Origin of the sequence: Enterobacter hormaechei ATCC 49162, from assembly GCF_001875655.1 — a bacterium.
Taxonomy (GTDB): domain Bacteria; phylum Pseudomonadota; class Gammaproteobacteria; order Enterobacterales; family Enterobacteriaceae; genus Enterobacter; species Enterobacter hormaechei.
This window is the reverse complement of the sequence record NZ_MKEQ01000001.1, coordinates 2458228-2485105: the sequence shown is the minus strand read 5'-3', so window position 1 is coordinate 2485105 and position 26878 is coordinate 2458228. Positions and strand designations below refer to the sequence as shown.

The window sequence follows — 26878 nt, the reverse complement described above, 5'->3', positions numbered from 1 at the left end:
ATAATAACGGGCGTTAAAATCGGTTTGATAAGGGGTGTTGAGAATGACCTTATTTATCGTGAATTGACAAAAGCTGAAGGCAACTTACAAACAGGAAAAATATATGTGAAGTTGATCACATATATAAACGCTGGTAGGGTAAAAAGGTCTTTAACTGCCCAGACAGGCGTCAACAGGTTCGGTTGTATTGAGGTAAAACGTCAATGTAAGTAAACCTGCTACGCTTGAATAAGGAGATTCGCATGGAGCGAATTTCTGGTTCACAGCTTGCAAAAGGCGCTGTGAAACGGACGGGGCTGAGTCTACGAGGAAAGCTATGCTTAGAAGGAAAAAAGTAAAACCCATCACGCTGCGCGATGTCACCATTATTGATGACGCGAAACTGCGCAAAGCGATTACAGCGGCCTCGCTCGGTAATGCGATGGAGTGGTTCGATTTTGGTGTTTATGGCTTTGTGGCCTATGCACTTGGTAAAGTGTTCTTCCCCGGTGCCGATCCCAGCTTGCAGATGATTGCCGCGCTGGGTACGTTCTCTGTTCCCTTCCTGATTCGCCCTCTCGGTGGTCTATTCTTCGGCATGTTGGGTGATAAATATGGTCGCCAGAAAATCCTGGCTATTACCATTGTCATCATGTCGATAAGTACATTCTGTATCGGCCTTATTCCGTCGTATGCGACCATTGGTATATGGGCGCCGATTCTGCTGTTGATCTGTAAGATGGCGCAGGGCTTCTCGGTTGGCGGCGAATATACCGGCGCATCGATATTTGTCGCCGAATATTCTCCGGACCGTAAACGCGGTTTTATGGGCAGCTGGCTGGACTTTGGCTCGATTGCCGGGTTCGTCATGGGTGCAGGGATTGTCGTTCTGATCTCAACCGTCGTGGGTGAAGAGAACTTCCTTGACTGGGGCTGGCGTATTCCATTCTTCCTGGCGCTGCCGCTGGGCATTATTGGCCTTTACCTGCGTCACGCCCTGGAAGAGACGCCTGCGTTCCAGCAGCACGTTGATAAGCTGGAGCAGGGTGACCGTGAAGGGTTGCAGGATGGCCCGAAAGTGTCGTTTAAAGAGATCGCGACTAAACACTGGCGCAGCCTGCTGACCTGTATTGGTCTGGTGATTTCCACCAACGTCACCTATTACATGCTGTTGACCTATATGCCGAGCTACCTGTCGCATAACCTGCACTACTCGGAAGACCACGGTGTGCTGATTATTATCGCCATCATGGTAGGTATGCTGTTTGTGCAGCCGATTATGGGTCTGCTGAGTGACCGCTTTGGCCGTAAGCCATTCATTATTCTTGGCAGCGTCGCCCTGTTCGCACTGGCAATCCCGGCCTTTATTCTGATTAACAGTAACGTGCTGGGGCTGATTTTCGCCGGTCTGCTGATGCTGGCGGTGATCCTCAACTGCTTTATCGGGGTGATGGCTTCTACGCTGCCGGCAATGTTCCCGACGCATATTCGCTACAGCGCGCTGGCCGCGGCCTTTAATATCTCCGTACTGATTGCGGGCCTGACGCCGACGCTTGCTGCTTCACTGGTGGAGAGCACACAGAACCTGATGATGCCTGCTTACTATCTGATGGTCATTGCGGTGATCGGCCTGATTACCGGTATTACCATGAAGGAGACGGCGAATCGTCCGCTGAAAGGGGCAACGCCTGCGGCGTCTGATATTCAGGAAGCGAAAGAGATCCTGCGTGAGCACTACGATAATGTAGAGCAGAAGATTGAAGATATTGACGCAGAGATTGAGGCGCTTCAGAAAAAACGTTCTCGCCTGGTTGACCAGCATCCGCGAATTAACGAATGATAAAAAACCCGCCGCTGGCGGGTTTTCTTTTATTAGCATCCTGCGGCGATATAGTCGCCGCCCGCGCTGACGGGGATCACCGTCAGGAACAGGACCGTCGCGAACAGGATCAGAACAACCCCTCCGGCAATTTTGACCATCGGCATTACCCAGTTCAGATACGTGCCGCCACCAAACCAGGCTACTGTGCGTTCACGCGCGTAACGTACCGCCAGCGACAGCCCCATAATCGACAGCGCCGTGCCCAGCGACATTGTCATCACCGCAGCTATCCCCCAGCTAATAATGCCGAGCGCATTCGAGAACATCAGGATCATAATTGCCCCGCTGCACGGGCGCGCGCCAATGGCCAGCACCACGCCCAGGCGGGTTTTCCAGTCGCTTCTGGTTAGATCCACCCCAACGCCGTGATGGCCGCAGCCACACTGTTCATTATGCTGGTGAAGCGGCTTGATGGCGTTAATCGCCATTTTGCGCGGGCGCAGGCTGCTGAGCGCCTGATAAATGATAAACGCACCGAAGGCGGCAATCAGTACGGCGCTGATTTTCTCGACATACCAACGGCTGGTGCTGATATCCCCTGATGCGAGGTTTAAGCCAACCGCCAGGATAAAGACAAAGACGATCGCGCTGACACCCTGCATCAGGCTACCAATAAACGGTACGACGCGCGCCGCGAGCTGGCTCTCTTTATTGGTGGTGAGATAAGTGGCGACGATAAATTTGCCGTGTCCCGGTCCAACGGCATGGAGTACACCATAAAGAAACGCACCGGTTAACAACCACAGCCCACCGCTGTACTGATGATTATTAAGTTGCAGGAGATACATCACCAGATATCGGTGCAGGGTGATCTGGGTGGCGAGGCACCACTGAATAAAAGCATTCCAGTGCGTATGCAGCGCAAAACCTGCCATAAGTAACACCAGCACGGTCAGCCCGGCGGTTGGGATACGCCAGTCACGTTGAAGTCGTTGTGTCGTCATGAGGTTGGCCCGCGAGAGAAATATTTGCCGCTAGTATAGTGTTCAATTGGTTGGATCACACCGGGATCGTCAATGAATTGTGGATAAGTCTGTGCGTAAAAAGGTATAAAGCGGGGTTTTGCTGGGGAATACAGCAGTCAGTCATTTTTTTGCAACTTTTCTGTTGCGGTCGCTCGGGAACTCCCTATAATGCGCCTCCATCGACACGGCGGATGTGAATCACTTCACAGACAGACCGGTCGGTTGAAGAGAAAAAATCCTGAAAATCAGGGTTGACTCTGAAAGAGGAAAGCGTAATATACGCCACCTCGCGACAGAGCGCCGAAGCGCGTCGCAACTGCTCTTTAACAATTTATCAGACAATCTGTGTGGGCACTCAAAGTGACATGGATTCTTAACGTCGCAAGACGAAAAATGAATACCAAGTCTCTGAGTGAACATACGTAATTCATTACGAAGTTTAATTCACGAGCATCAAACTTAAATTGAAGAGTTTGATCATGGCTCAGATTGAACGCTGGCGGCAGGCCTAACACATGCAAGTCGAACGGTAACAGGAAGCAGCTTGCTGCTTCGCTGACGAGTGGCGGACGGGTGAGTAATGTCTGGGAAACTGCCTGATGGAGGGGGATAACTACTGGAAACGGTAGCTAATACCGCATAACGTCGCAAGACCAAAGAGGGGGACCTTCGGGCCTCTTGCCATCGGATGTGCCCAGATGGGATTAGCTAGTAGGTGGGGTAACGGCTCACCTAGGCGACGATCCCTAGCTGGTCTGAGAGGATGACCAGCCACACTGGAACTGAGACACGGTCCAGACTCCTACGGGAGGCAGCAGTGGGGAATATTGCACAATGGGCGCAAGCCTGATGCAGCCATGCCGCGTGTATGAAGAAGGCCTTCGGGTTGTAAAGTACTTTCAGCGGGGAGGAAGGTGTTGAGGTTAATAACCTCAGCAATTGACGTTACCCGCAGAAGAAGCACCGGCTAACTCCGTGCCAGCAGCCGCGGTAATACGGAGGGTGCAAGCGTTAATCGGAATTACTGGGCGTAAAGCGCACGCAGGCGGTCTGTCAAGTCGGATGTGAAATCCCCGGGCTCAACCTGGGAACTGCATTCGAAACTGGCAGGCTAGAGTCTTGTAGAGGGGGGTAGAATTCCAGGTGTAGCGGTGAAATGCGTAGAGATCTGGAGGAATACCGGTGGCGAAGGCGGCCCCCTGGACAAAGACTGACGCTCAGGTGCGAAAGCGTGGGGAGCAAACAGGATTAGATACCCTGGTAGTCCACGCCGTAAACGATGTCGACTTGGAGGTTGTGCCCTTGAGGCGTGGCTTCCGGAGCTAACGCGTTAAGTCGACCGCCTGGGGAGTACGGCCGCAAGGTTAAAACTCAAATGAATTGACGGGGGCCCGCACAAGCGGTGGAGCATGTGGTTTAATTCGATGCAACGCGAAGAACCTTACCTACTCTTGACATCCAGAGAACTTTCCAGAGATGGATTGGTGCCTTCGGGAACTCTGAGACAGGTGCTGCATGGCTGTCGTCAGCTCGTGTTGTGAAATGTTGGGTTAAGTCCCGCAACGAGCGCAACCCTTATCCTTTGTTGCCAGCGGTTAGGCCGGGAACTCAAAGGAGACTGCCAGTGATAAACTGGAGGAAGGTGGGGATGACGTCAAGTCATCATGGCCCTTACGAGTAGGGCTACACACGTGCTACAATGGCGCATACAAAGAGAAGCGACCTCGCGAGAGCAAGCGGACCTCATAAAGTGCGTCGTAGTCCGGATTGGAGTCTGCAACTCGACTCCATGAAGTCGGAATCGCTAGTAATCGTGGATCAGAATGCCACGGTGAATACGTTCCCGGGCCTTGTACACACCGCCCGTCACACCATGGGAGTGGGTTGCAAAAGAAGTAGGTAGCTTAACCTTCGGGAGGGCGCTTACCACTTTGTGATTCATGACTGGGGTGAAGTCGTAACAAGGTAACCGTAGGGGAACCTGCGGTTGGATCACCTCCTTACCTTAAAGAACCTGCCTTTGCAGTGCTCACACAGATTGTCTGATGAAAAGTAAATAGCAAGGCGTCTTGCGATTGAGACTTATACGTCCCCTTCGTCTAGAGGCCCAGGACACCGCCCTTTCACGGCGGTAACAGGGGTTCGAATCCCCTAGGGGACGCCACTTGCTGGTTCGTGAGTGAAAGTCACCTGCCGTCATATCTCAAAACTGACTTGCGAGTCATGTTTGAGATATTTGCTCTTTAAAAATCTGGATCAAGCTGAAAATTGAAACGACACATCTTTAATGGTGTGTTCGAGTCTCTCAAATTTTCGCAATCAGAAGTGAAACATCTTCGGGTTGTGAGGTTAAGCGACTAAGCGTACACGGTGGATGCCCTGGCAGTCAGAGGCGATGAAGGACGTGCTAATCTGCGAAAAGCGCCGGCGAGGTGATATGAACCTTTGACCCGGCGATGTCCGAATGGGGAAACCCAGTGTGTTTCGACACACTATCGTTAACTGAATACATAGGTTAACGAGGCGAACCGGGGAACTGAAACATCTAAGTACCCGAGGAAAAGAAATCAACCGAGATTCCCCCAGTAGCGGCGAGCGAACGGGGAGCAGCCCGGAGTCTGAATCAGTTTGTGTGTTAGTGGAACGGTCTGGAAAGTCCGACGGTACAGGGTGATAGTCCCGTACACGAAAATGCACATGCTGTGAACTCGAAGAGTAGGGCGGGACACGTGGTATCCTGTCTGAATATGGGGGGACCATCCTCCAAGGCTAAATACTCCTGACTGACCGATAGTGAACCAGTACCGTGAGGGAAAGGCGAAAAGAACCCCGGCGAGGGGAGTGAAAAAGAACCTGAAACCGTGTACGTACAAGCAGTGGGAGCCTCTTTATGGGGTGACTGCGTACCTTTGTATAATGGGTCAGCGGACTGTATATTCTGTAGCAAGGTTAACCGTATAGGGGAGCCGAAGGGAAACCGAGTCTTAACTGGGCGTTAAGTTGCAGCGGTATAGTACCCGAAACCACGTGACTCGTAAGCATGGGCAGGTGAAGGTGGTAACACTAACTGGAGGACCGAACCGAGCTAATGTTGAAAATAGCGGATGACCTGTGGCGGGGGTGAAAGGCAATCAAACCGGGAGATAGCTGGTTCTCCGAAAGCTTTTAGGTAGCGCTCGTGAGCTCATCTATCGGGGTAGACTGCGTACTGTTTCGGTATAATGGGCATCCGCGACTTACATTCTGTATGCAAGCGTAACCGTATAGGAGATGTATCACGAGGGAACACGGCGGTCTTAACGTCGTCGTTAAGTGCAGGGTATAGACCCGAGACCGCCGTGATCTAGTCCATGGTCAGGTTGAAGGTTGGGTAACACTAACTGGGAGGACAGAACCGACTAATGTTGAAAGAATTAGCGGTATGACCTGTGGCTGGCGGGATGAAACGGCCAATCCAACACCGGGAGATAGCTGGTTCTCCCGAAGCTATTTAGGTAGCGCTCGTGAACTCATCTTCGGGGTAGAGCACTGTTTCGGCTAGGGGGGCCATCCCGGCTTACCAACCGATGCAAACTACGAATACCGAAGAATGTTATCACGGGAGACCACGGCGGGTGCTAACGTCCGTCGTGAAGCAGGGAAACAACCCAGACCGCCAGCTAAGGTCCAAAGTCATGGTTAAGTGGGAAACGATGTGGGAAGGCACAGACAGCCAGGATGTTGGCTTAGAAGCAGCCATCATTAAAGAAAGCGTAATAGCTCACTGGTCGAGTCGGCCTGCGCGGAAGATGTAACGGGGCTAACCATGCACCGAAGCTGCGGCAGCGACGCTTATGCGTTGTTGGGTAGGGGAGCGTTCTGTAAGCCGTTGAAGGTGGCCTGTGAGGGTTGCTGGAGGTATCAGAAGTGCGAATGCTGACATAAGTAACGATAAAGCGGGTGAAAAGCCCGCTCGCCCGGAAGACCAAGGGTTCCTGTCCAACGTTAATCGGGGGCAGGGTGAGTCGACCCCTAAGGCGAGGCGAAAGGCGTAGTCGATGGGAAACAGGTTAATATTCCTGTACTTGGTGTTACTGCGAAGGGGGGACGGAGAAGGCTATGTCAGCCGGGCGACGGTTGTCCGGTTTAAGCATGTAGGCGGAGGTTCCAGGTAAATCCGGTACCTTGTTAACGCTGAGGTGTGATGACGAGGCACTACGGTGCTGAAGTGATAAATGCCTGCTTCCAGGAAAAGCCTCTAAGCATCAGGTACACGAAATCGTACCCCAAACCGACACAGGTGGTCAGGTAGAGAATACCAAGGCGCTTGAGAGAACTCGGGTGAAGGAACTAGGCAAAATGGTGCCGTAACTTCGGGAGAAGGCACGCTGATATGTAGGTGAAGCCCCTGCGGGCGGAGCTGAAATCAGTCGAAGATACCAGCTGGCTGCAACTGTTTATTAAAAACACAGACTGTGCAAACACGAAAGTGGACGTATACGGTGTGACGCCTGCCCGGTGCCGGAAGGTTAATTGATGGGGTTAGCGGCAACGCGAAGCTCTTGATCGAAGCCCGGTAAACGGCGGCCGTAACTATAACGGTCCTAAGGTAGCGAAATTCCTTGTCGGGTAAGTTCCGACCTGCACGAATGGCGTAATGATGGCCAGGCTGTCTCCACCCGAGACTCAGTGAAATTGAACTCGCTGTGAAGATGCAGTGTACCCGCGGCAAGACGGAAAGACCCCGTGAACCTTTACTATAGCTTGACACTGAACACTGGTCCTTGATGTGTAGGATAGGTGGGAGGCTTTGAAGCGTGGACGCCAGTCTGCGTGGAGCCGCCCTTGAAATACCACCCTTTAATGGCTGGTGTTCTAACGTAGACCCGTAATCCGGGTTGCGGACAGTGTCTGGTGGGTAGTTTGACTGGGGCGGTCTCCTCCCAAAGAGTAACGGAGGAGCACGATTGGCTAATCCTGGTCGGACATCAGGAGGTTAGTGCAATGGCATAAGCCAGCTTGACTGCGAGCGTGACGGCGCGAGCAGGTGCGAAAGCAGGTCATAGTGATCCGGTGGTTCTGAATGGAAGGGCCATCGCTCAACGGATAAAAGGTACTCCGGGGATAACAGGCTGATACCGCCCAAGAGTTCATATCGACGGCGGTGTTTGGCACCTCGATGTCGGCTCATCACATCCTGGGCTGAAGTAGGTCCAAGGGTATGGCTGTTCGCCATTTAAAGTGGTACGCGAGCTGGGTTTAGAACGTCGTGAGACAGTTCGGTCCCTATCTGCCGTGGGCGCTGGAGAATTGAGGGGGCTGCTCCTAGTACGAGAGGACCGGAGTGGACGCATCACTGGTGTTCGGGTTGTCATGCCAATGGCACTGCCCGGTAGCTAAATGCGGAAGAGATAAGTGCTGAAAGCATCTAAGCACGAAACTTGCCCCGAGATGAGTTCTCCCTGAGACTTTAAGTCTCCTGAAGGAACGTTAAAGACGATGACGTTGATAGGTCGGGTGTGTAAGCGCAGCGATGCGTTGAGCTAACCGATACTAATGAACCGTGAGGCTTAACCTTACAACGCCGAAGATGTTTTGGCGAAGAGACAGACAATCACATTTCAGCCTGATACAGATTAACAGAATTTGCCTGGCGGCTTTAGCGCGGTGGTCCCACCTGACCCCATGCCGAACTCAGAAGTGAAACGCCGTAGCGCCGATGGTAGTGTGGGGTCTCCCCATGTGAGAGTAGGGAACTGCCAGGCATCAAACAAGTGAAGAGGCCATCCGCAAGGATGGCCTTTTTGCGTTTTTGTACCCCTGAATTTTGCAGGCCGGGTAAGGCGAAGCCGCCACCCGGCAGGTCAGGCACACTACCCCTGACAAACATTCAAACGACGTAATTGCCGCTGATGGAAACGCCCAAGGAGCAGCACCGTCGTTAACGCGCCCAGCAGCGCGCAAAACATATCCGACTGGGTATCCCATGGATCGCCCTGCGTCCCCAGAAAATCATCCGCACCCTGCCCCATTGCCAAAGCTGCCCACCACTCAATGAGTTCATAGGTGGCGCTAATAGCCAGAGCAACACAGCACACCAGAAATCCCGTCATCTTACGCCCACGCATACCCACCGCGCAGCAGAATTTCTCGCGCTGCCAGTGCGGGAACCAGTCCCTGGAAAAAGTGACCGAGCTTGTCATACGGATTACGGCTAAGCCCGAGCATCTCCTGAACCTCAAAACCAACCGGAACCTTTGCGTAGGTGTACATTCCACCAGTCATCAGAATGCTGGCGTGAAAGAAAATCAAGGTATAGAGAAGGGGAGTCAGAGGGTATCGCCGGTGCGTGGCGAGCAGAAGTGGAATGATGATGATGACGGGCGTCACCTCCATCAGCCAGGTGACGCGGTCGCTCGTGAACAGGCCGGTATAAATCAGGATCATCAGCAGGAGCAGTGACCCGACTTTTAAAGCAGATAAGTTCATATCATTTTCATTGTCAGGGGAAAAAATCACTATTGCCTGACAGGAGGGAAAATTCAATGCGTAGCGGATACAGAAAAGCAAAAACCCAGCCATAGGCTGGGTTCTTTAAATAGTGGTGCCCGGACTCGGAATCGAACCAAGGACACGGGGATTTTCAATCCCCTGCTCTACCGACTGAGCTATCCGGGCAACGGAGCGCATTAAACCGCAATCGCGCGCGATCGTCAACATTATTTCGGGAAAAGCTGTTCAACTGCTTAAGTTTGCGGCAATCTGTCCGTTTATGCGCTGAATCTGCACAAATCTTCCAGACAGTTCAGGCAAGGTGTGACAATGCTGACGGTAAGAGGAGGGCAGTATGGCAAACGACTGGCTTGAGCTGCGTCAGCATGCAGAAACAGGTATTGAGACAATTAAGGCGCATTTCGAAGGACACGCCTTTGATCCCCACTGGCATGATAGCTATCTGGTCGGAATAACCCTTTCCGGCACGCAGCAGTTCCACTGTCGCCGTGAACGCCACCGTAGCCAGCCGGGCGATGCTTTTTTGCTTGAGCCCGGTGAAATCCATGACGGTGATGCACCGGTAGAGGGTGGCTTTACCTATCTGACCTTTTATCTGGATGAACACTGGCTCACCCATACGCTTCAAGGGCTGTACGACGCTACTCCCGGGAGCTATACCCTCCACTTTGCCCAAACGCTGACGCGAGAGCCTCAGCTGGTGCGCTCTATCGGGGATACGTTTGCCTCGTTGCATAACGATGAGATGAAGATCGTTCAACAAAGCACAATGGATAACCTGCTCTCTCAGATCACTGCTCACTGCCACTGGCGTAAGAAACTCCCGTCTCAGTTACAAAGCTCCGCCGTGGCGCATCGTGCCCGCGACTATCTCTATGCGCATATCGGCGAGAACGTCGGGCTGTCAGACCTTGCCCGTGAGACGGGTACGGATCGCTTTACGCTCACCCGCTGTTTTAAACGCGAATTTCACCTGGCACCGCACGCCTGGCTTATCCAGCTACGCCTGGCAAAAGCCCGACAGATGCTGGCGTGTGGGGAACTTCCTGTTGATGTTGCGACGGCAGTGGGTTTTGCCGATCAAAGCCATCTTGGTCGCTGGTTCCAGCGGGCATACCGTATTTCTCCGGCACACTACCGTCGGTTGTGCACAAACCTTCCAGACGTTTCCAGAAAATAACGGCACATTCGTGGCTCTAATAAAAAAGGAGCCACCTGTGAATGTAATCCCCTTCCTGCTGTTTGCATTTGTTGCCTCCATTACGCCGGGGCCAACCAATATTCTGGTGCTGGCTAACAGTCAGCACTTTGGCGTAAAAAATACGGTTCCTGCGATCCTGGGCGGGTGTATTGCCGCCAGCGCTATTGTTCTGATTTCAGGTGCAGGGGCAGGAGAAGTGTTGCGCCAGTATCCGCTGATACGTCAGGTGATGAGCTGGGCGGGCGTGCTGTGGCTTTCCTGGATGAGCTGGCAGCTGTTTAGCGCCCCGGCCGCGAATCTCTCCTCCAGCCGCCATGTCCGATTTACCGCCCGGGCTGCGGCGCTATTACAGGTTGTAAACCCAAAAACCTGGATGATGGCGCTGGCAGTCGTCAGCCTGTTTGCGCCAGCAAGCGACCATGCATTACGGGATATTGCGCTGATGGCGCTATGGTTTCTGGCGATCTCCGTGGTCTGTTTGCTGTGCTGGGCGTGGCTGGGGAAGGCGGTGAACAGGATTTTCCGCACCACCGTGGCGATGGTGCGATTTCAGCGCGTGATGGCGCTGTGTTTGTTTATTTCCGCCTGGACGGGAATGCTGGCTTAGGTCAGTGCGCCGCCCATACGACACTGCGCAAAGCGCAAAATATCCTCCGCCAGACGGTGCGCCGTATCCACATCAGCCTGGCTACGGTTCACCAGCATGCGGCTCAGGCAACCTTCCAGCACCAGCTCCATCTGCTTCGCGACCATCGCCGGGTCATCCACCTCAAGTGTGGTCAGCAGTTCGTGTGTGAATTCGTGTGCAGCACGTTTTTGCTGATCTGCCAGCTGATGGATGGGGTGCCCGGGATCCGGATAGTAGGTGCAGGCGGCGATAAACAGACAGCCAGGATAACGGTTGTTGGTTACACACTCCGTCAGTGCGGTATAGCGTGCCAGCAGTTTTTGCTCAGTGGTCAGTTCATCATTCAGCATCAGCTGCCTGCGCCAGATATCCACCTGCTGGCTGAGATAGCGCAGGGCATCATACAGCAGCGCCTCTTTATCCGGCCAGAAGCGCTTAAGTTCATCCAGAGGGTAATCGATACGGTCGGCGACCATCTCAAGCGTGGTGCTGGCGATCCCTTGAATCTCAAGCAATTGCAGGGCTTGTCCCAGTACGTCTTCGCGTTGCACGGTTATCTCCTCCGCTATTCCCAACGGTTTATCCCGTCTAAAGTGTTGTTTACGGTTGGCGATTGCGCAAATGCGCGTTGAATGCCGTTGCGTCCATAAACCCGGTTACACGCTGCGTCGGCTGCTCTTCCCCCTGTTCATTGAAGAACAGGATGGTAGGCAGGCCGAGCACGTTAAGTTGTTTCAGCAGGGCCTTATCCTGCGCGTTGTTGGCGGTAACGTTCGCCTGGAGCAGAACGGTATCGCTCAGCGCGCGTTGTACCTGCGGATCGCTGAAGGTGTATTTTTCAAATTCTTTGCAGGCTACGCACCAGTCGGCATAGAGATCGAGCATGACCGGTTTGCCTTTTGCCTGAGCCAGCGCGCTGTTGAGTTCATCCACGTTTTTAATTTGCGTGAAATTCAAATGCGCCTGGGTCTGAGCTACCGGCGAGCCGAACGCCCAGTCCTGAAGCGGACGCGCGCTCACCAGCGCGCCAGCGAGCAGGAGAATTTGCACCAGACGCATCCACGCTTTTTTGGCCCCCAGGCTGACGATAAATGCCCAGCCGAAGAAAGCCACGCCGAGCATTGCCCACAAGCGAATGCCCCATACGTCACCCACAATGCGTTCCAGCAGAAATACCGGTAGCGCCAGAATGACAAACCCAAACGCGGTTTTTACCGTCTCCATCCACGGGCCGCTCTTCGGCAGCAGACGATTGCCAAACACCGTCACCAGGATTAGCGGCAGGCCCATGCCGAGCGCGTAGAGGTACAGCGTGCCGCCGCCGAGCCACAGGTTGCCGCTCTGGGCAATGTATAACAGGATGGCGCTCAGCGGCGCAGTGGTGCAGGGAGAGCAAATCAGCCCGGCGATGGCACCCATGGCGAACACGCCGCCCGCAGAGCCACCCTGCTGACGGTTGCTTATCAGCGTCAGACGGGTTTGGAGGGATGAAGGCAGTTGCAGGGTGAACAGGCCAAACATCGACAGCGCCAGCAGAATAAACACCGCTGACAGCCCGATAAGCACATAAGGGTGCTGAAGGGCAGCCTGGAACTGCAACCCGGCAGCGGCCACCACGAGGCCGAGTGCCGTATAGGTTAACGTCATGCCCTGCACGTAGATAAAGGCCAGCAACAGCGCGCGGGCGGTAGAAAGACGTTGCTTGCCGCCCAGCACGATGCCAGAGATAAGCGGGTACATGGGCAGCACGCAGGGCGTAAAGGCGATGCCGATACCAATCAGTAACGCCCATAGCGCTGAGAACGGAAGGTCTGAAGCGGCTTCACCTTCACCTTCACCCCTCACCCTGGCCCTCTCCCCTGAGGGGAGAGGGGAGGCAGCCGCTTTCACTTCAGTAAGCGGAACGACCTTCGTTTCCGGGGGATAGCAGAAGCTCGCGTCGGCGCAGCCCTGATAGGTGACCGTTAATGTGGCGCCTTTATCGGCATGGTTCACCGTGACGGGCACGCTTAAACGCTGGCGATAGATTTCACTCTTGCCGTAGAACTCGTCCTCGTGCCACTCGCCAGCGGGCATCTGCAATGCGCCGACGTTCGCCTTTGCTGGCGTGATGCTGACCTGCTTGCGATAGAGGTAGTAACCCTCTTTCACCTGCCAGGTGAGACTGAGATCGTGCTGGTTTTGCTGAAAGTCAAAAACGAACGCCTGGTCGGCAGGAATAAAATTCGAACGGCCGGGTGCGTCAAACAACCCGGCAAAAACTGACGTGCTGCACAGCAGCAGGATCAGCGTAAAGAAGCGTTGAGCCATGAGAGATAATCGTTATCGCCGTGGACCACTGGCAGAACCAGAAGCTCCGGGGTTTGGTATGGATGATGAGATTTGAGGCAGTCGAGGAGCGCCTGCTGGTTTGTCAGATTGGTTTTGAGCAACATCTGGACTTCGTACTCTTGCTCCAGCTTGCCTTCCCAGTAATAAAGGGAGGTAGCGCCGGGAAGAAGTGTGACACAGGCAGCCAGTTTTTCGGCCAACACTTTGGCGGCGAGATCCTGGGCAGAAGCTTCATCAGGGGCGGTACACAGTACAACAACAGCATCAGGCGTGTTCACAAGTCGACCTCCTCATCACGAAAGTCTTCACTATATCACGCAAGGCGGTTGGTCATTAATGAAACGGGCCGCAGAGCGGCCCGATTTTAACTATTTTTACAACGGCTAATCGTTTACAGCACAATGCCGCCGATGATAAAGCCGAGGATCACGCAGAGCGTAATCGCCACCACGCCCGGGATCAGGAACGCGTGGTTAAACACGTATTTACCGATGCGGGTGGAGCCGGTGTCATCCATCTCAACCGCGGCCAGCAGGGTTGGGTAAGTTGGCAGAACGAACAGGGCGGAAACCGCCGCGAAAGAGGCAATCGCCGTCAGCGGCGTTACGCCCAGCATCAGTGCCGCAGGCATTAGCGCTTTGGTGGTCGCGGCCTGGGAGTACAGCAGCGTCGCGGCAAAGAACAGCACCACCGCCAGCAGCCACGGATAGTTGTGCAGCAGGTCGCCTGCAACGGTCTGGATATCGCTGATGTGTGCTTTCACGAAGGTATCACCGAGCCACGCCACACCCAGCACGCACACGCAGGCACTCATACCGGATTTGAAGGTGCTGGCATTCAGCACTTCACTGGTGTCGATTTTACACGTGATGCTAATCAGCGTCGCGATGGTCAGCATAAACACCACAATGGCTTCGTTACGCGGCAGCACCGGGTTCTGGATCAGCCCTACGGTGTCGCTGATGGCGGTCGCGTAGAACATCACGGCGACGATACCAATCAGGAACAGCAGTACGGAGCGTTTTGCATGCGGCTTCAGCTCGAAGACCTGGCTACCGCGCAGGCTCACTTCACCTTTTGCCAGACGTTCCTGATAAACCGGATCGTCTTTCAGCTCGGCACCGAGGAAGTTACACAGCACGGCAGTGATCATTACCGCAATCAGCGTGACCGGAATACAGATTGCCAGCAGCGTCAGGTAACTTACCCCCATCGGCTCAAGGATACCCGCGAAGAAGACCACGGCCGCGGAAATAGGCGAGGCGGTAATCGCAATCTGGGAGGCGACCACGGCAATAGACAGAGGGCGAGACGGACGAATACCCTGTTCTTTCGCCACTTCAGTGATTACCGGCAGCGTGGAGAACGCGGTATGGCCAGTACCGGCGAGAATGGTCATAAACCAGGTCACCAGCGGGGCAAGGAAGGTGATGTATTTCGGATGGCGACGCAGCATTCGCTCCGCCAGACTGACCAGGTAGTCCATACCGCCTGCGACCTGCATGGCCGCAATAGCAGCAATAACCGCCATGATGATTTCGATAACGTCAAAAGGGATTGCGCCGGGTTTAATCTGAAAGATCAGGGTAAGTACAAGCACCCCGAGACCACCAGCAAAACCGATGCCGATACCCCCGAGTCGTGCGCCCAAATAAATCGCCAACAGGACGATGACGAGTTCTGCTCCAAACATAAAGACCTGCCTTGCTCATTAACAAGTTGATATTGAATTGTTGTGTTTTGGTAACGTCCATAAAGAAAAAAGGCACGTCACAAGTGACGTGCCTTTCGGAAGCTTAGCCTGAACGGTTACTGTTCGCTTTCATCGGTATATCGTTTCGCTTTATATGCCGGGTGCATCAGGTTCTGGGCGGAGAAGATATCGTCCAGTTCGGCCTCGGTCAACAATCCTCGCTCGAGAACGACCTCACGCACGCTCTTACCGGTTTCGGCACAAATCTTCCCGACGATATCGCCGTTGTGGTGGCCGATGAACGGGTTGAGGTAGGTGACGATACCGATTGAGTTATAGACGTAGCCTTCACACACCTCTTTGTTGGCGGTGATGCCGTTGATGCATTTCTCCAGCAGGTTGTAGCAGGCGTTGGTCAGAATATGGATGGATTCGAACATCGCCTGGCCAATCACCGGCTCCATCACGTTCAGCTGGAGCTGACCGGCTTCGGAGGCCATGGTGACGGTCGTATCGTTACCAATCACCTTGAAGCAAACCTGGTTAACCACTTCCGGCACCACCGGGTTCACTTTCGCTGGCATGATGGACGAACCCGCCTGCAACTCTGGCAGGTTGATTTCGTTCAGGCCAGCGCGCGGACCGGAGGAGAGCAGACGCAGGTCGTTACAGATTTTGGACAGTTTCACCGCCAGACGTTTCAGTGCGCTGTGCACCATCACGTAAGCGCCGCAGTCCGAGGTGGCTTCAATCAGGTCTTCCGCAGGCACAACCGGCAGGTTGGACACTTCAGCCAGCTTCTGTACCGCCAACTGCTGATAGCCATCTGGCGTGTTCAGGCGTGTACCGATGGCGGTTGCGCCCAGGTTCACTTCCAGCAGCAGCTCGGATGTGCGCAGCAGGTTTTTCGTCTCTTCATTCAGCAGCACGTTAAACGCATGGAATTCTTGTCCGAGGGTCATTGGCACCGCGTCCTGCAACTGGGTGCGGCCCATTTTCAGGATGTCCTGGAACTCAACGGCTTTACGCTGGAAGCCATCGCCAAGCTGATTAATCGCGTCGACCAGTTTCACGACAGAGGCATACACCGCGATGCGGAAGCCGGTTGGGTAGGCGTCGTTGGTGGACTGACATTTGTTAACGTGGTCGTTCGGGTTCAGGTACTGGTATTCACCTTTCTGATGTCCCATCAGCTCCAGGCCGATGTTTGCCAGTACTTCGTTGGTGTTCATGTTGACGGAGGTGCCCGCGCCGCCCTGATAGACGTCAACCGGGAACTGATCCATGCATTTGCCGTTGTTCAGCACTTCATCGCACGCGGCGATAATCGCATTTGCAGCGCTTTTAGGAATGGTTTGCAGCTCTTTGTTCGCCAGAGCCGCGGCTTTTTTTACCATCACCATGCCACGCACAAATTCAGGGATGTCGCTGATTTTGCTGTTGCTGATGTAGAAGTTTTCAATCGCTCTCAGAGTGTGAACACCATAGTAGGCATCCGCTGGAACTTCCCTGGTACCCAACAAATCTTCTTCGATACGAATGTTGTTTAACATGTGAACCTTCTTTTCAAGCTGCCGATGGATTGTACTAAACACACAGTATATATGTGGTTTTGAATATTTTATGACCGACGATTATTCCCTCATTCGGCCAGATGTTCGAGATCATATGCTGATGATAGCGAATTGCCGTAAGCTGGATCACTTATTATCGACCCGATTTCATGATAATTATTAATCTGTGAAATATGTCACCGCTTTAATATTTCCAGAAAAAATATCCGTGCAAACCGATTGAATTTTGGCTAACCGTCACCATCTCTTACCTACGCGCTTCGCGAACACATTCAGTCAGGGGCCAGAAGGCACCTGCCACACAGGAGATGCCAGTGCGCTGGATACCGTTTATTGCTTTCTTTCTTTATGTTTACATTGAGATTTCGATTTTCATCCAGGTTGCCCATGTGCTGGGCGTCCTGCTGACGCTGATTCTGGTGATCTTCACCTCCGTCATCGGCATGTCGCTGGTGCGTAATCAGGGTTTCAAAAATTTCCTGTTAATGCAGCAGAAGATGGCCGCAGGCGAAAGCCCGGCAGCCGAGATGATCAAAAGCGTGTCGCTGATTATTGCTGGTTTTCTGCTCATCCTGCCGGGCTTCTTTACCGACTTCCTCGGCCTGCTCTTGCTGTTGCCGCCGGTGCAGAAGCACCTGACCATGAAGCTGCTGCCGCATCTGCGCTTTAGCCGTATGCCGGGCGGTGGTTTCAGCACCGGCCCGGGGGATACCTTCGAAGGGGAGTACCAGCGTAAGGATGACCAGCGCGACCGGTTAGATCATAAAGACGATCGGTGAGTTTCTGGCCCGGTGGCGCTCGCTCACCGGGCCTGCGGATTTTTCCGCTTCGGTAAAAACACCCACAGCCCCGCCAGCATGACGATGGCGTAGACACTCTTCCACCCCACCATCGCCAGCAGCAGCAGGCACAGAACACACCCGACAGCCGCCAGCGCCTTAAAGCGTCCTTTCAGCAAACGACAGCCCGCCAGCATACACAGCAGGTAGATCATAATGAAAATGCCGTTGGCGTAGACAATCAGCGCGTCAAGGTTGATGTCGAGGAGATAAATGCCCAGGGAACTCACCACGCAGCAGCCCAGTACGGTATTCAGCGCATTCACCGGAAGCTGACGTTTTGACAGGCGTGAGAGGCGGCTGTCTGGTTTATAAAGTGCCTGAGACCACACCAGCCGGGCGAAGCTCTGGATATAGATGTTGAGGCTGGCAAAGCAGGCGAGGTAGCCAATCACGCAGGCCACCCACAGGGCTTTCACGCCAAACAGCTGCACCACGATACCCGGCAGTGACGCAGCGGCGGCTTTCTCTTCACCGAACGCGTTGAAGTGAAGCACCAGTACGGTACAGGCCCAATACACGGTGCCCGCCAGCAGCAGGCCAATCATCAGGGCGCGGGGGAAATCACGCTCGGGCTGTTTAAATTCGGATGCCAGATGAGCGAACGCCTCCAGACCGACGAAACACCAGAACATGACGGATAGCGCAGCGAAAAGCTGTGTATGGTCGATGTCGTTCATCGCGGGGAAAGGAATATCCGCCACGGTAATGTCACCTGCAAACCAGATGGCGACGATCAGCGCGACAATTAACACCGCGACCAGCGTTTGCAGATTGGCGCTGGAACTGGCCCCGCGTGAGCCAACCCACCACACAATCGCCAGCGTACCGAGTTCCGCCAGCAGCAGCTGTTCATCGTGCCAGCCAAACAGCGCCTGTCCGAAACCGGTCGCGATATGCAGCGCTGCCGGAAGGCCAACAGGTATCACCGACAAAAATAGCCAGCCGGTGACGCGCTCCATCCGCGGCCCAAACGCCATGCCGACAAAATGCGCCACGCCGCCTGCGCTCGGGAAGTGCCGCCCGAGGATGGCAAACACAATCGCCACCGGGAACACCAGCACAATCAGCACTGGCCATGCCCAAAGACTGTTATTGCCGGCAACCAACGCCGCCAGTGCGGGAACTGCAAATACCCCCGTGCCTAACAAAGACGTTGAGAGTAAGCCAATGCCCTGCGCCAGCCCTAACTCCTGCCTGAGTCCACTCATTTACCTCGTCCTGCCACCATCAAAAGAGAGTGGATGGTAACACTTTCGCAAATTTTTTTTCGATTACCCCTTGAAGGGGTAAAAAGCTATCCCCATCTCTCAGGGCACTAGCCGGAAAACCGCATGCGGACCGGCGTCATCCATAACTGATAATGACTTTCTCAAAGGAGAGCTATCAATGAGTATTCGTCCGTTACATGATCGTGTGATCGTCAAACGTAAAGAAGTTGAAACCAAGTCTGCTGGCGGTATCGTTCTGACCGGTTCAGCAGCAGCAAAATCAACGCGTGGCGAAATCATCGCTGTCGGTAAGGGCCGCATCCTGGAAAACGGAACTGTGCAGCCACTGGACGTTAAAGTTGGTGACATCGTCATTTTCAACGATGGCTACGGCGTGAAATCCGAGAAGATCGACAATGAAGAAGTGTTGATCATGTCCGAGAGCGACATTCTGGCAATTGTTGAAGCGTAATTAACGCACGAAACTGTACGAATTTGAGGAAATAAGAACATGGCAGCTAAAGACGTAAAATTCGGTAACGACGCTCGTGTAAAAATGCTCCGCGGCGTAAACGTACTGGCAGACGCAGTGAAAGTCACTCTGGGCCCGAAAGGCCGTAACGTAGTGCTGGACAAATCCTTCGGCGCGCCAACCATCACCAAAGATGGTGTTTCTGTTGCACGTGAAATCGAGCTGGAAGACAAGTTCGAAAACATGGGCGCACAGATGGTGAAAGAAGTTGCCTCCAAAGCGAACGACGCTGCCGGTGACGGTACCACCACCGCGACCGTACTGGCGCAGGCAATCATCACCGAAGGTCTGAAAGCCGTTGCTGCGGGCATGAACCCAATGGATCTGAAACGTGGTATCGACAAAGCTGTCGCATCCGCTGTTGAAGAACTGAAAGCGCTGTCCGTACCGTGCTCTGACTCTAAAGCCATTGCTCAGGTTGGTACTATCTCCGCTAACTCCGACGAAACCGTAGGTAAACTGATCGCTGAAGCGATGGACAAAGTCGGTAAAGAAGGCGTGATCACCGTAGAAGACGGTACTGGTCTGGAAGACGAACTGGACGTGGTAGAAGGTATGCAGTTCGACCGCGGTTACCTGTCCCCATACTTCATCAACAAGCCAGAAACTGGTGCTGTTGAGCTGGAAAGCCCGTTCATCCTGCTGGCTGACAAGAAAATCTCCAACATCCGCGAAATGCTGCCAGTACTGGAAGCCGTTGCGAAAGCAGGCAAGCCGCTGGTTATCATTGCTGAAGACGTTGAAGGCGAAGCGCTGGCGACCCTGGTGGTTAACACCATGCGTGGCATCGTGAAAGTGGCTGCGGTTAAAGCACCTGGCTTCGGCGATCGTCGTAAGGCGATGCTCCAGGATATCGCTACCCTGACCGGCGGTACCGTGATCTCTGAAGAGATCGGTATGGAGCTGGAAAAAGCGACCCTGGAAGACCTGGGTCAGGCGAAACGCGTTGTAATCAACAAAGACACCACCACCATCATCGACGGTGTGGGTGAAGAAGCCGCTATTCAGGGCCGTGTTGGTCAGATCCGTAAGCAGATCGAAGAAGCCACTTCCGATTACGACCGTGAAAAACTCCAGGAGCGCGTAGCGAAACTGGCAGGCGGCGTAGCGGTAATCAAAGTCGGTGCGGCTACCGAAGTTGAAATGAAAGAGAAGAAAGCACGCGTTGACGACGCCCTGCACGCGACCCGTGCTGCGGTAGAAGAAGGCGTGGTCGCTGGTGGTGGTGTCGCGCTGGTGCGTGTAGCCGCTAAACTGGCTGGCCTGACTGCTCAGAACGAAGATCAGAACGTGGGTATCAAAGTTGCGCTGCGCGCGATGGAAGCTCCTCTGCGTCAGATCGTGTCCAACGCCGGTGAAGAGCCGTCTGTGGTTGCGAACAACGTGAAAGCGGGTGAAGGTAACTACGGTTACAACGCGGCAACTGAAGAATACGGCAACATGATCGACTTCGGTATCCTGGATCCAACTAAAGTGACCCGTTCTGCTCTGCAATACGCGGCATCTGTAGCTGGTCTGATGATCACGACCGAGTGCATGGTGACCGACATGCCTAAAGGCGACGCGCCTGACTTAGGTGCTGCTGGTGGTATGGGCGGCATGGGTGGCATGGGCGGCATGATGTAATCATGTTGTTCTGAACCTCTCAGAACGAACCCCGGGCAGCAATGCCCGGGGTTTTTTATTGTCTTCTACTCAAACGTGCCTTTCACGCACACAACACCTTCACGCACCATCTGGCGGCCTTTCGCCCAGACCTCGCGGATCTTCAGATCATCCGTCATCACCAGGAAATCGGCATCGCAACCGGGCGCGATCCGACCCTTATGCTCCAGCCCGAGAAACTCCGCCACGTTCCGCGTAAACGGCAGAAGCGCCTCCTCCAGCGGCAGGTGATACCGGCTGACCAGCTGCTGTAAGGTTTCGAGCAGGGATTCGAAGCCCGCCACGCCAATGCCAACAAGATTACCGTTTGCATCAAAATTCGGCTGGCTGCCGTTGCCATCCGAGCTGAGCGTGAGACGGTTAAACGGCACCTGCGCTTCACGGGCCGTCGCGATGGCGGTGGCGGCATCAACAGGCTCGCTGATGCTGGTGGTGATGTCGATGTATCCCCCTTCGCGGGCATAGTCCAGTGCGGCGTGGAACAGTGCCTGGGCACGGTTGACGTGGGTTGGCAGCAGCTTCGTGCGGGGCACGTCAGCGTTATTGAGGATGTTAAGCAGCGGCTCCAGCAGTTTCGGGCTGTTGCCGAGGTGAAACACGGATATCCCCGCTTTGGCGCCCAGCAGACCCCCGACGCGCGACTGCGCGGCCATATTCGCGAGTTGGTCATCTGCCGGTGCGGAGGAGCGATGGTCGGAAATCGCGCATTTCACGCCAATGATTTTATCAATCAGCGCCACATCCTTTTCGATACTGCCGGTAATCGTCGGAGAAGGCAGGCCATACGCGCCTGTCAGCATCCACGCGCTGATCCCTTCATGCTCAAGCGCCCGCGTTTTCGCCAGCAGCGACTCGGGATGGCGGGTCACGCCGTCGGTGCCCAGCAGGCCAACAACAGAGGTGATGCCCGCCGCCACCAGCGCAGACAATCGCACCTCTGGCGTACGGGTGTGGGGACCGGCTTCACCGCCGCCGCCAATCAGGTGCACATGCTGATCGATAAACCCCGGACACACCACCGCTCCGGCGAGATCGCTTTCGGGACAGTCTGGCCTCGTTGTGGCGTGGCCCGTTTTTTCGACTGCGACGATCTTTCCCCCGGCAATCAGCAGATCGCAACGCCCAAGATCCTCCGGCGCGTAAAGATGCGCATTGCGGAACAGATGCGGTTCCAGCACTGAAAAATCCATTTTTATCTCCTCAGAAGAGTAGCTGCATCACCCACATTGAGAGCAGGGCGTTAATGACGCACACAGTAATGATGTGCGGATAATATTTCGGGTTGACGCCTGCGGTACCCAGGCAACGGCCCGTGTTTTGCACCGGATTACCCATCAGATAGATGGCGGGCAGCAGGATGGTGGCATCGTGACCGTTGAGCGTGCCGGCAGCGACCAGACTGGCGCAGACCCCCACACCGCCGCCCATGCTCATCACCGAAGCCAGAAGGACCGTTGCCGCCGCACCCGGAAGCCCCCATAGCGCCATGATCGGCTCGCATACCCTGCCGACAATATCCAGCAGGCCGGTGACCTTGAGCGCCTGAATGATGACAAACGCCATCACCACATTCGGCAGCAGGCTGGTGGTGGCGATGGTAAAGCCGCGGCGGGCGCCATCGATAAACAAGTCCATGATATTTTTACGCGGCTGGGCGATCATTTTTCCTCCTGAACGCGGCGAACTTCCATATGGGCGATCCACAGTCGCAGGAAGTTCGCGCCAACAAATTTGAATACCAGAATGACGGCAAGCGGCGTAATCACCGGGACGGTAATGAAGGTGAAGAGGGCAGCACCGGACGAAAAATAGTTGGTAATGATGGCGCTACCGCTGGTCTGGAAGGTGGCGAATATGGCGCGTTCATGGTCAGTAATCGCCCCTTCGTCAGTCAACTCTTTGGTCATCCCTGCGGCTGCATCGGTATTTTGCAGGTTGGCGATAAGCGCCAGAGAGCAGATGCCCGGCACGCCGAGTAGCGGGCGCAGAATGGGCGTCATGAGCTGCTGTGCGGCACGCAGACCACCCAGCCCCTCGGTGACGGCAATGATCCCGAGCGATAAAATGACCGAGGGCGCCAGTTCAAGGGCAAACAAAAAACCATCTTTCGCGCCCGTGCCGCCCTCGCCGCGAAACGTTAGCGCCCCGTTCACTGCGCCAAAGCTGCCGTTTAAAACGGTAAAATCCAGTACCCGCCACCATTCGGTACTTTTGGCGAAAAAGCCTGAGAAAAATACGATGGTGAGCACGAACGCCAGATAGCCCACCCATGTTACCTTTTCCTCTCCTGAGGATGATGCACTCATGAAACCCCCTGTTTTAGTCGCGTACAAAAGGTGTACGTCGCACCACTAAAAACGATCGGGGGCTAAAACACGATATCCCAAAGGTTATTATCAGAATTCATTTAAGATGTCGGAGGAGTGCCAGCGGAATCTGGCTCGCAGAAATGCTCAGCATTTTTCTTTTGGTCATCTTTTTAGTATAAGGTTTACACACGGACAACTACTGTCCAGCTTATTGAAAACGAGGAATAACATGCGCATAAAAGTCTGTGCAGGGATTGTAGGTGCAGCATTGCTGCTGGCGGGTTGTAGCACCAGCAATGAGCTGACGGCAGCGGGCCAGAGCGTTCGCTTTGTGGAAGATAAGCCGGGCAGCGAATGCCAGCTGTTAGGCACCGCCACTGGCGAGCAAAGCAACTGGATGTCGGGGCAGCATGGCGAAGAGGGCGGCTCTATGCGCGGTGCGGCCAATGCTCTGCGTAATCAGGCTGCGGCAATGGGCGGCAACGTGATTTACGGCGTGAGCAGTCCGACGCAGGGTATGCTGTCCAGCTTTGTACCAACCGCCAGCCAGATGAACGGCCAGGTCTATAAGTGCCCGAACTGAGTTAACTTGCTGATGGCGCTGCGCCCGGAGCCCGTAGGGCAGGTAAGCGTAGCGCCACCTGCCTTTTTACTGCTGCCGCAGCTGCAAATCCAGCGGCGTCTTACTCGGCTCTCCGCCAATCTCACGTGCCAGCTTCGGCACCATATAACCTGAAACCAGCGTTAACAGCTCGCGCATAATCTTCCGGGCTTCGTCATCCGTCACCATGAAGTGCACTGCGCCCTGGACGCGATCCAGAACATGCAGGTAATAGGGCATGACGCCCGCATCAAATAAAGCATTGCTGAGATCGGCCAGCACGCGGGCGCTGTCATTCACGCCGCGCAGCAATACGCTCTGGTTGAGCAGCGTTACGCCCGCTTTGCGCAAACGCGCCATCGCCGCACGAAAGTCCGCGTCAATTTCATTCGCGTGGTTGATATGGTTCACCAGCAGTACCTGCAAACGGGACTGCTCCAGGCGCGTGACCAGCGCGTCGGTGATACGCGCGGGGATGACGATCGGTAAACGGCTGTGAATGCGCAGACGCTTAATATGCGGGATGGCCTCAAGCTGCGTCAGCAGCCAGTCCAGTTCATGATCTTTTGCCATCAGCGGGTCGCCCCCGGAGAAGATGATTTCATCCAGTTCCGGATGCGCCGCGATGTAGTCCAGCGCCACCTGCCAGTTGCGCTTATTACCCTGATTTTCGGCATACGGGAAGTGGCGACGGAAGCAATAGCGGCAATTTACCGCGCAGCCGCCCTTAACCAGCAGCAGGGCACGATTGCGGTATTTGTGCAGTAAACCCGGCACCACGCTGTTTTGTTCTTCCAGCGGATCGGTGCTGTAGCCCGGCGCGGTAATAAACTCATCCTGCGACGTAAGCGTTTGTTTTAATAGCGGATCGTCAGGGTTGCCTTTTTCCATTCGGGCAACAAACGCGCGGGGAACGCGCAGGGCGAAAAGGCGCTTCGCCTCACGGCCTGCACGCAACGCTTCGTGCTGTTCGAGGTCTAAAAGACGCAGCAATTCATCAGGACTGGTGATTACATCGGCAAGTTGCGATAACCAATCTTCTCTGGACGGGGTGTTTAGGGTTACAATATGCGCCATTTTGTGGCTTAGCTACCAGTTAACAAATTTAGAGGGCCTTATGGCAACGTACTATAGCAACGATTTTCGTGCTGGTCTTAAAATCATGATGGACGGCGAACCGTACGCGGTTGAAGCCAGCGAATTCGTTAAACCAGGTAAAGGCCAGGCATTTGCGCGCGTTAAGCTGCGTCGCCTGCTGACCGGTACCCGTGTTGAGAAAACCTTCAAATCTACAGACTCCGCTGAAGGCGCTGATGTTGTCGATATGAACCTGACTTACCTGTACAACGACGGTGAGTTCTGGCACTTCATGAACAACGAAACCTTCGAACAGCTGTCTGCTGACGCGAAAGCCATTGGCGACAACGCTAAGTGGCTGCTGGATCAGGCTGAGTGCATCGTGACCCTGTGGAACGGTCAGCCTATCGCCGTTACGCCGCCGAACTTCGTTGAGCTGGAAATCGTTGAAACCGATCCAGGTCTGAAAGGTGATACCGCAGGTACTGGCGGCAAGCCTGCCACCCTGTCTACCGGCGCAGTGGTGAAAGTGCCACTGTTCGTACAGATCGGTGAAGTGATCAAAGTGGATACCCGCTCCGGCGAATACGTATCCCGCGTGAAGTAATTTACGTCATGATTAAAGGCGCAGCGCCCGCTGCGCCTGATTTTGCAGGCAGGGAAGATGAAACGTACCGTTAAAATTCTGCTTCTGTTAGCGCTCTCCAGCGCAATTCTCTCCGGTTGCAACACCGCGCGTGGCGTGGGTGAAGATATCCAGGATCTCGGCCATATCATTTCCCATGCGGCCAGCTAATTCCGTCTAATTTTCCTAAAAATTCTTCCTTTTCCGTCAAACGACAAGATCTTGTCTATTCTTAAGTTGCTATACACAAAATAACTTTGGCTATAAAAGGAAGATATTATGGTTAAGAAAACAATTGCAGCGATCTTTTCTGTTCTGGTGCTTTCTTCGGTACTGACTGCATGTAACACCACCCGTGGCGTAGGGGAAGATATCTCCGACGGTGGTAACGCGATTTCTGGCGCAGCAACTAAAGCTCAGAACTAATCAACGCGACGGTACGGCAGGCTATTTACCGTACCGTCAATTCTCCACTTCCTGTAGTGATAAAAACGGGGAGTAGCGCGTATCCATATGAAGCTTCATGCGGATATTGCGTTTGTATGTGTACACCGTTTTCCCGTTAATGCGCAGATTGCTGGCAATTTTCTGGTTGCTCGCACCATCCATCCACAGTGTCAAAACTCTCTCTTCCTGACGCGTCAGTAACGGTGCCGCCATTTCCGGAAGCTCCGCGCTTGCGCATGACGTTAGCGCGTCGTTTATTACCGCTGCCAGTCCTTCCAGATCGGTATTTTTGGAGAGTGAAGACCATATCGGGTACTGTGCCAGATAATTTGTCATCTCCTGCTCCTGCCCCGATTGCAGCAAAATAAAAGGCAGCGTTTCGCTGGCAATCAGCAGGGAGGATAGCTGCTGAAAATGGTGTAAATCCTGCCGGAAGCCAGATAAATCAGCGATAACCAGCGCAGGTTTCCATTGCAAAATATGCTCTCTGGCGAGAAAAAGGTTATTCACCCCGGTTACGACGAAATGACCCGAAAGCAGGTCTGAATGATTGACCCAGGCTTCAAATCCCGTGCGGGTGAAGTGACAACGGTCAATCAAAAGAATTTTGAACATAAAATTTTCGCAGTCGGCTAGTGGTTTGGCTTCCTGCCATCAGAAAGCCTATCATCATAGAGAAGTCGGATGAGTCATAAATGCCTGAACTACGTGCCTTACTGAGGCTATTTCTTGCCTTAACGTGTTCAGCAGAAAAAGTTTGAAAAAAAATTCCGCCCTCACCAAAATATGAAGTGCTACTTCTGCCTTGCGGGACGACCCGTAAGCGC

Annotated in this window: 22 protein-coding genes, 2 tRNA genes, 3 rRNA genes and 1 pseudogene; 14 read left to right on the top strand and 14 right to left on the bottom strand. The window is 54.2% G+C overall.

All coding sequences use genetic code 11. From position 1 onward, the window contains the following. The first annotated feature begins 316 nt into the window (after positions 1 to 316). The gene (gene proP / locus BH712_RS12435; RefSeq protein WP_006810425.1) at positions 317 to 1819 is read left to right on the top strand and encodes a glycine betaine/L-proline transporter ProP; all 1503 of its coding nucleotides are present in this window, start codon (positions 317 to 319) and stop codon (positions 1817 to 1819) included. A 32-nt stretch (positions 1820 to 1851) separates the two neighbouring features. Here proP and BH712_RS12430 read toward each other — a convergent pair whose 3' ends face one another. After that, positions 1852 to 2805: a nickel/cobalt transporter gene (locus tag BH712_RS12430; protein ID WP_006810424.1), complete on the bottom strand. Its 954-nt coding sequence runs from the start codon at positions 2803 to 2805 to the stop codon at positions 1852 to 1854. Positions 2806 to 3287: 482 nt separating this feature from the next. On the opposite strand from BH712_RS12430, the gene BH712_RS12420 reads away from it, so the two are divergent. From BH712_RS12420 to rrf, 4 genes are all read left to right on the top strand, one after another. Continuing rightward, a 16S ribosomal RNA gene (locus BH712_RS12420) occupies positions 3288 to 4829 on the top strand. An 85-nt stretch (positions 4830 to 4914) separates the two neighbouring features. Beyond that, positions 4915 to 4990 (top strand) — tRNA-Glu (locus BH712_RS12415). Between the two features lie 183 nt (positions 4991 to 5173). Then, positions 5174 to 8383, top strand: a 23S ribosomal RNA gene (locus BH712_RS12410). Between the two features lie 71 nt (positions 8384 to 8454). Further along, a 5S ribosomal RNA gene (rrf, locus tag BH712_RS12405) occupies positions 8455 to 8570 on the top strand. Together the 16S, 23S and 5S rRNA genes with 1 tRNA gene alongside form the textbook arrangement of a ribosomal RNA operon. A 108-nt stretch (positions 8571 to 8678) precedes the next feature. Here rrf and BH712_RS12400 read toward each other — a convergent pair. Further along, positions 8679 to 9294, bottom strand: a pseudogene (locus BH712_RS12400) (DUF2238 domain-containing protein). A gap of 113 nt (positions 9295 to 9407) precedes the next feature. Continuing rightward, positions 9408 to 9483, bottom strand: a tRNA-Phe gene (locus BH712_RS12395). A gap of 169 nt (positions 9484 to 9652) precedes the next feature. Between BH712_RS12395 and BH712_RS12390 the strand changes: the two genes are divergently transcribed. Then, positions 9653 to 10498, top strand: a complete 846-nt coding sequence (locus BH712_RS12390; protein ID WP_006810422.1) for an AraC family transcriptional regulator — start codon at positions 9653 to 9655, stop codon at positions 10496 to 10498. A 37-nt stretch (positions 10499 to 10535) separates the two neighbouring features. Beyond that, on the top strand, positions 10536 to 11126 hold the full coding sequence (locus BH712_RS12385; protein WP_032673700.1) for a LysE family translocator: 591 nt from the start codon (positions 10536 to 10538) through the stop codon (positions 11124 to 11126). Here BH712_RS12385 and BH712_RS12380 read toward each other — a convergent pair. The 5 genes from BH712_RS12380 to aspA form a co-directional block, all read right to left on the bottom strand. Beyond that, the gene (locus BH712_RS12380) at positions 11123 to 11698 is read right to left on the bottom strand and encodes a transcriptional regulator (protein ID WP_032673698.1); all 576 of its coding nucleotides are present in this window, start codon (positions 11696 to 11698) and stop codon (positions 11123 to 11125) included. The genes BH712_RS12385 and BH712_RS12380 overlap by 4 nt on opposite strands. A 49-nt stretch (positions 11699 to 11747) precedes the next feature. Further along, a complete protein-coding gene (locus BH712_RS12375; RefSeq protein WP_006810419.1) occupies positions 11748 to 13457 on the bottom strand; it encodes a protein-disulfide reductase DsbD in 1710 nt (569 codons plus the stop codon). Continuing rightward, positions 13433 to 13756, bottom strand: coding sequence for a divalent cation tolerance protein CutA (gene cutA / locus BH712_RS12370; RefSeq protein WP_003855908.1), 324 nt, complete (start codon positions 13754 to 13756; stop codon positions 13433 to 13435). Before cutA ends, BH712_RS12375 begins: the two co-directional genes overlap by 25 nt. Before the next feature lie 113 nt (positions 13757 to 13869). Next, positions 13870 to 15171, bottom strand: a complete 1302-nt coding sequence (locus BH712_RS12365) for an anaerobic C4-dicarboxylate transporter (RefSeq protein ID WP_003855921.1) — start codon at positions 15169 to 15171, stop codon at positions 13870 to 13872. Between the two features lie 116 nt (positions 15172 to 15287). Further along, entirely contained in the window at positions 15288 to 16724 is a 1437-nt protein-coding gene (aspA, locus tag BH712_RS12360) for an aspartate ammonia-lyase (RefSeq protein WP_003855923.1), read from the bottom strand. A gap of 335 nt (positions 16725 to 17059) precedes the next feature. Between aspA and BH712_RS12355 the strand changes: the two genes are divergently transcribed. Then, the gene (locus BH712_RS12355) at positions 17060 to 17524 is read left to right on the top strand and encodes an FxsA family protein (protein WP_032673697.1); all 465 of its coding nucleotides are present in this window, start codon (positions 17060 to 17062) and stop codon (positions 17522 to 17524) included. A 23-nt stretch (positions 17525 to 17547) separates the two neighbouring features. On the opposite strand, the gene yjeH is transcribed toward BH712_RS12355, so the two are convergent. After that, on the bottom strand, positions 17548 to 18795 hold the full coding sequence (gene yjeH / locus BH712_RS12350; protein ID WP_006810417.1) for an L-methionine/branched-chain amino acid transporter: 1248 nt from the start codon (positions 18793 to 18795) through the stop codon (positions 17548 to 17550). Positions 18796 to 18973: 178 nt separating this feature from the next. Between yjeH and BH712_RS12345 the strand changes: the two genes are divergently transcribed. Both BH712_RS12345 and groL read left to right on the top strand, forming a co-directional pair. Then, on the top strand, positions 18974 to 19267 hold the full coding sequence (locus tag BH712_RS12345) for a co-chaperone GroES (RefSeq protein ID WP_003855929.1): 294 nt from the start codon (positions 18974 to 18976) through the stop codon (positions 19265 to 19267). A gap of 39 nt (positions 19268 to 19306) precedes the next feature. Further along, complete coding sequence (gene groL / locus BH712_RS12340; protein ID WP_006810416.1) at positions 19307 to 20953, top strand: chaperonin GroEL; 1647 nt, start codon at positions 19307 to 19309, stop codon at positions 20951 to 20953. 65 nt (positions 20954 to 21018) lie between these two features. Here the strand turns inward: groL and iadA are convergent, their stop codons facing one another. Genes iadA through BH712_RS12325 form a run of 3 tightly spaced genes read right to left on the bottom strand, consistent with a single transcriptional unit; the run spans position 21019 to position 23298 of the window. Further along, entirely contained in the window at positions 21019 to 22182 is a 1164-nt protein-coding gene (gene iadA, locus BH712_RS12335; protein ID WP_006810415.1) for a beta-aspartyl-peptidase, read from the bottom strand. 10 nt (positions 22183 to 22192) lie between these two features. Then, positions 22193 to 22654: a YjiG family protein gene (locus BH712_RS12330; RefSeq protein WP_006810414.1), complete on the bottom strand. Its 462-nt coding sequence runs from the start codon at positions 22652 to 22654 to the stop codon at positions 22193 to 22195. Then, complete coding sequence (locus BH712_RS12325; RefSeq protein WP_006810413.1) at positions 22651 to 23298, bottom strand: nucleoside recognition domain-containing protein; 648 nt, start codon at positions 23296 to 23298, stop codon at positions 22651 to 22653. The genes BH712_RS12330 and BH712_RS12325 overlap by 4 nt, the downstream gene beginning before the upstream one ends. Positions 23299 to 23530: 232 nt before the next feature. Here BH712_RS12325 and BH712_RS12320 point away from each other — a divergent pair, with 232 nt between their 5' ends. Further along, positions 23531 to 23884, top strand: coding sequence for a DUF4156 domain-containing protein (locus tag BH712_RS12320; RefSeq protein WP_003855938.1), 354 nt, complete (start codon positions 23531 to 23533; stop codon positions 23882 to 23884). A 66-nt stretch (positions 23885 to 23950) separates the two neighbouring features. Here the strand turns inward: BH712_RS12320 and epmB are convergent, their stop codons facing one another. Then, positions 23951 to 24979 carry an EF-P beta-lysylation protein EpmB gene (gene epmB / locus BH712_RS12315; RefSeq protein ID WP_006810411.1) on the bottom strand — a complete coding sequence of 343 codons (1029 nt, stop codon included), beginning with the start codon at positions 24977 to 24979 and terminating at the stop codon, positions 23951 to 23953. Between the two features lie 40 nt (positions 24980 to 25019). On the opposite strand from epmB, the gene efp reads away from it, so the two are divergent. From efp to ecnB, 3 genes are all read left to right on the top strand, one after another. Next, positions 25020 to 25586, top strand: a complete 567-nt coding sequence (gene efp / locus BH712_RS12310) for an elongation factor P (RefSeq protein WP_003855940.1) — start codon at positions 25020 to 25022, stop codon at positions 25584 to 25586. A 57-nt stretch (positions 25587 to 25643) separates the two neighbouring features. Continuing rightward, the gene (locus BH712_RS12305; RefSeq protein WP_006810410.1) at positions 25644 to 25775 is read left to right on the top strand and encodes an entericidin A/B family lipoprotein; all 132 of its coding nucleotides are present in this window, start codon (positions 25644 to 25646) and stop codon (positions 25773 to 25775) included. A 108-nt stretch (positions 25776 to 25883) separates the two neighbouring features. Next, a complete protein-coding gene (gene ecnB, locus BH712_RS12300; RefSeq protein WP_003855942.1) occupies positions 25884 to 26030 on the top strand; it encodes a lipoprotein toxin entericidin B in 147 nt (48 codons plus the stop codon). A gap of 36 nt (positions 26031 to 26066) precedes the next feature. Here the strand turns inward: ecnB and BH712_RS12295 are convergent, their stop codons facing one another. After that, entirely contained in the window at positions 26067 to 26666 is a 600-nt protein-coding gene (locus BH712_RS12295) for a LuxR C-terminal-related transcriptional regulator (RefSeq protein ID WP_006810408.1), read from the bottom strand. Positions 26667 to 26878 lie beyond the last annotated feature (212 nt).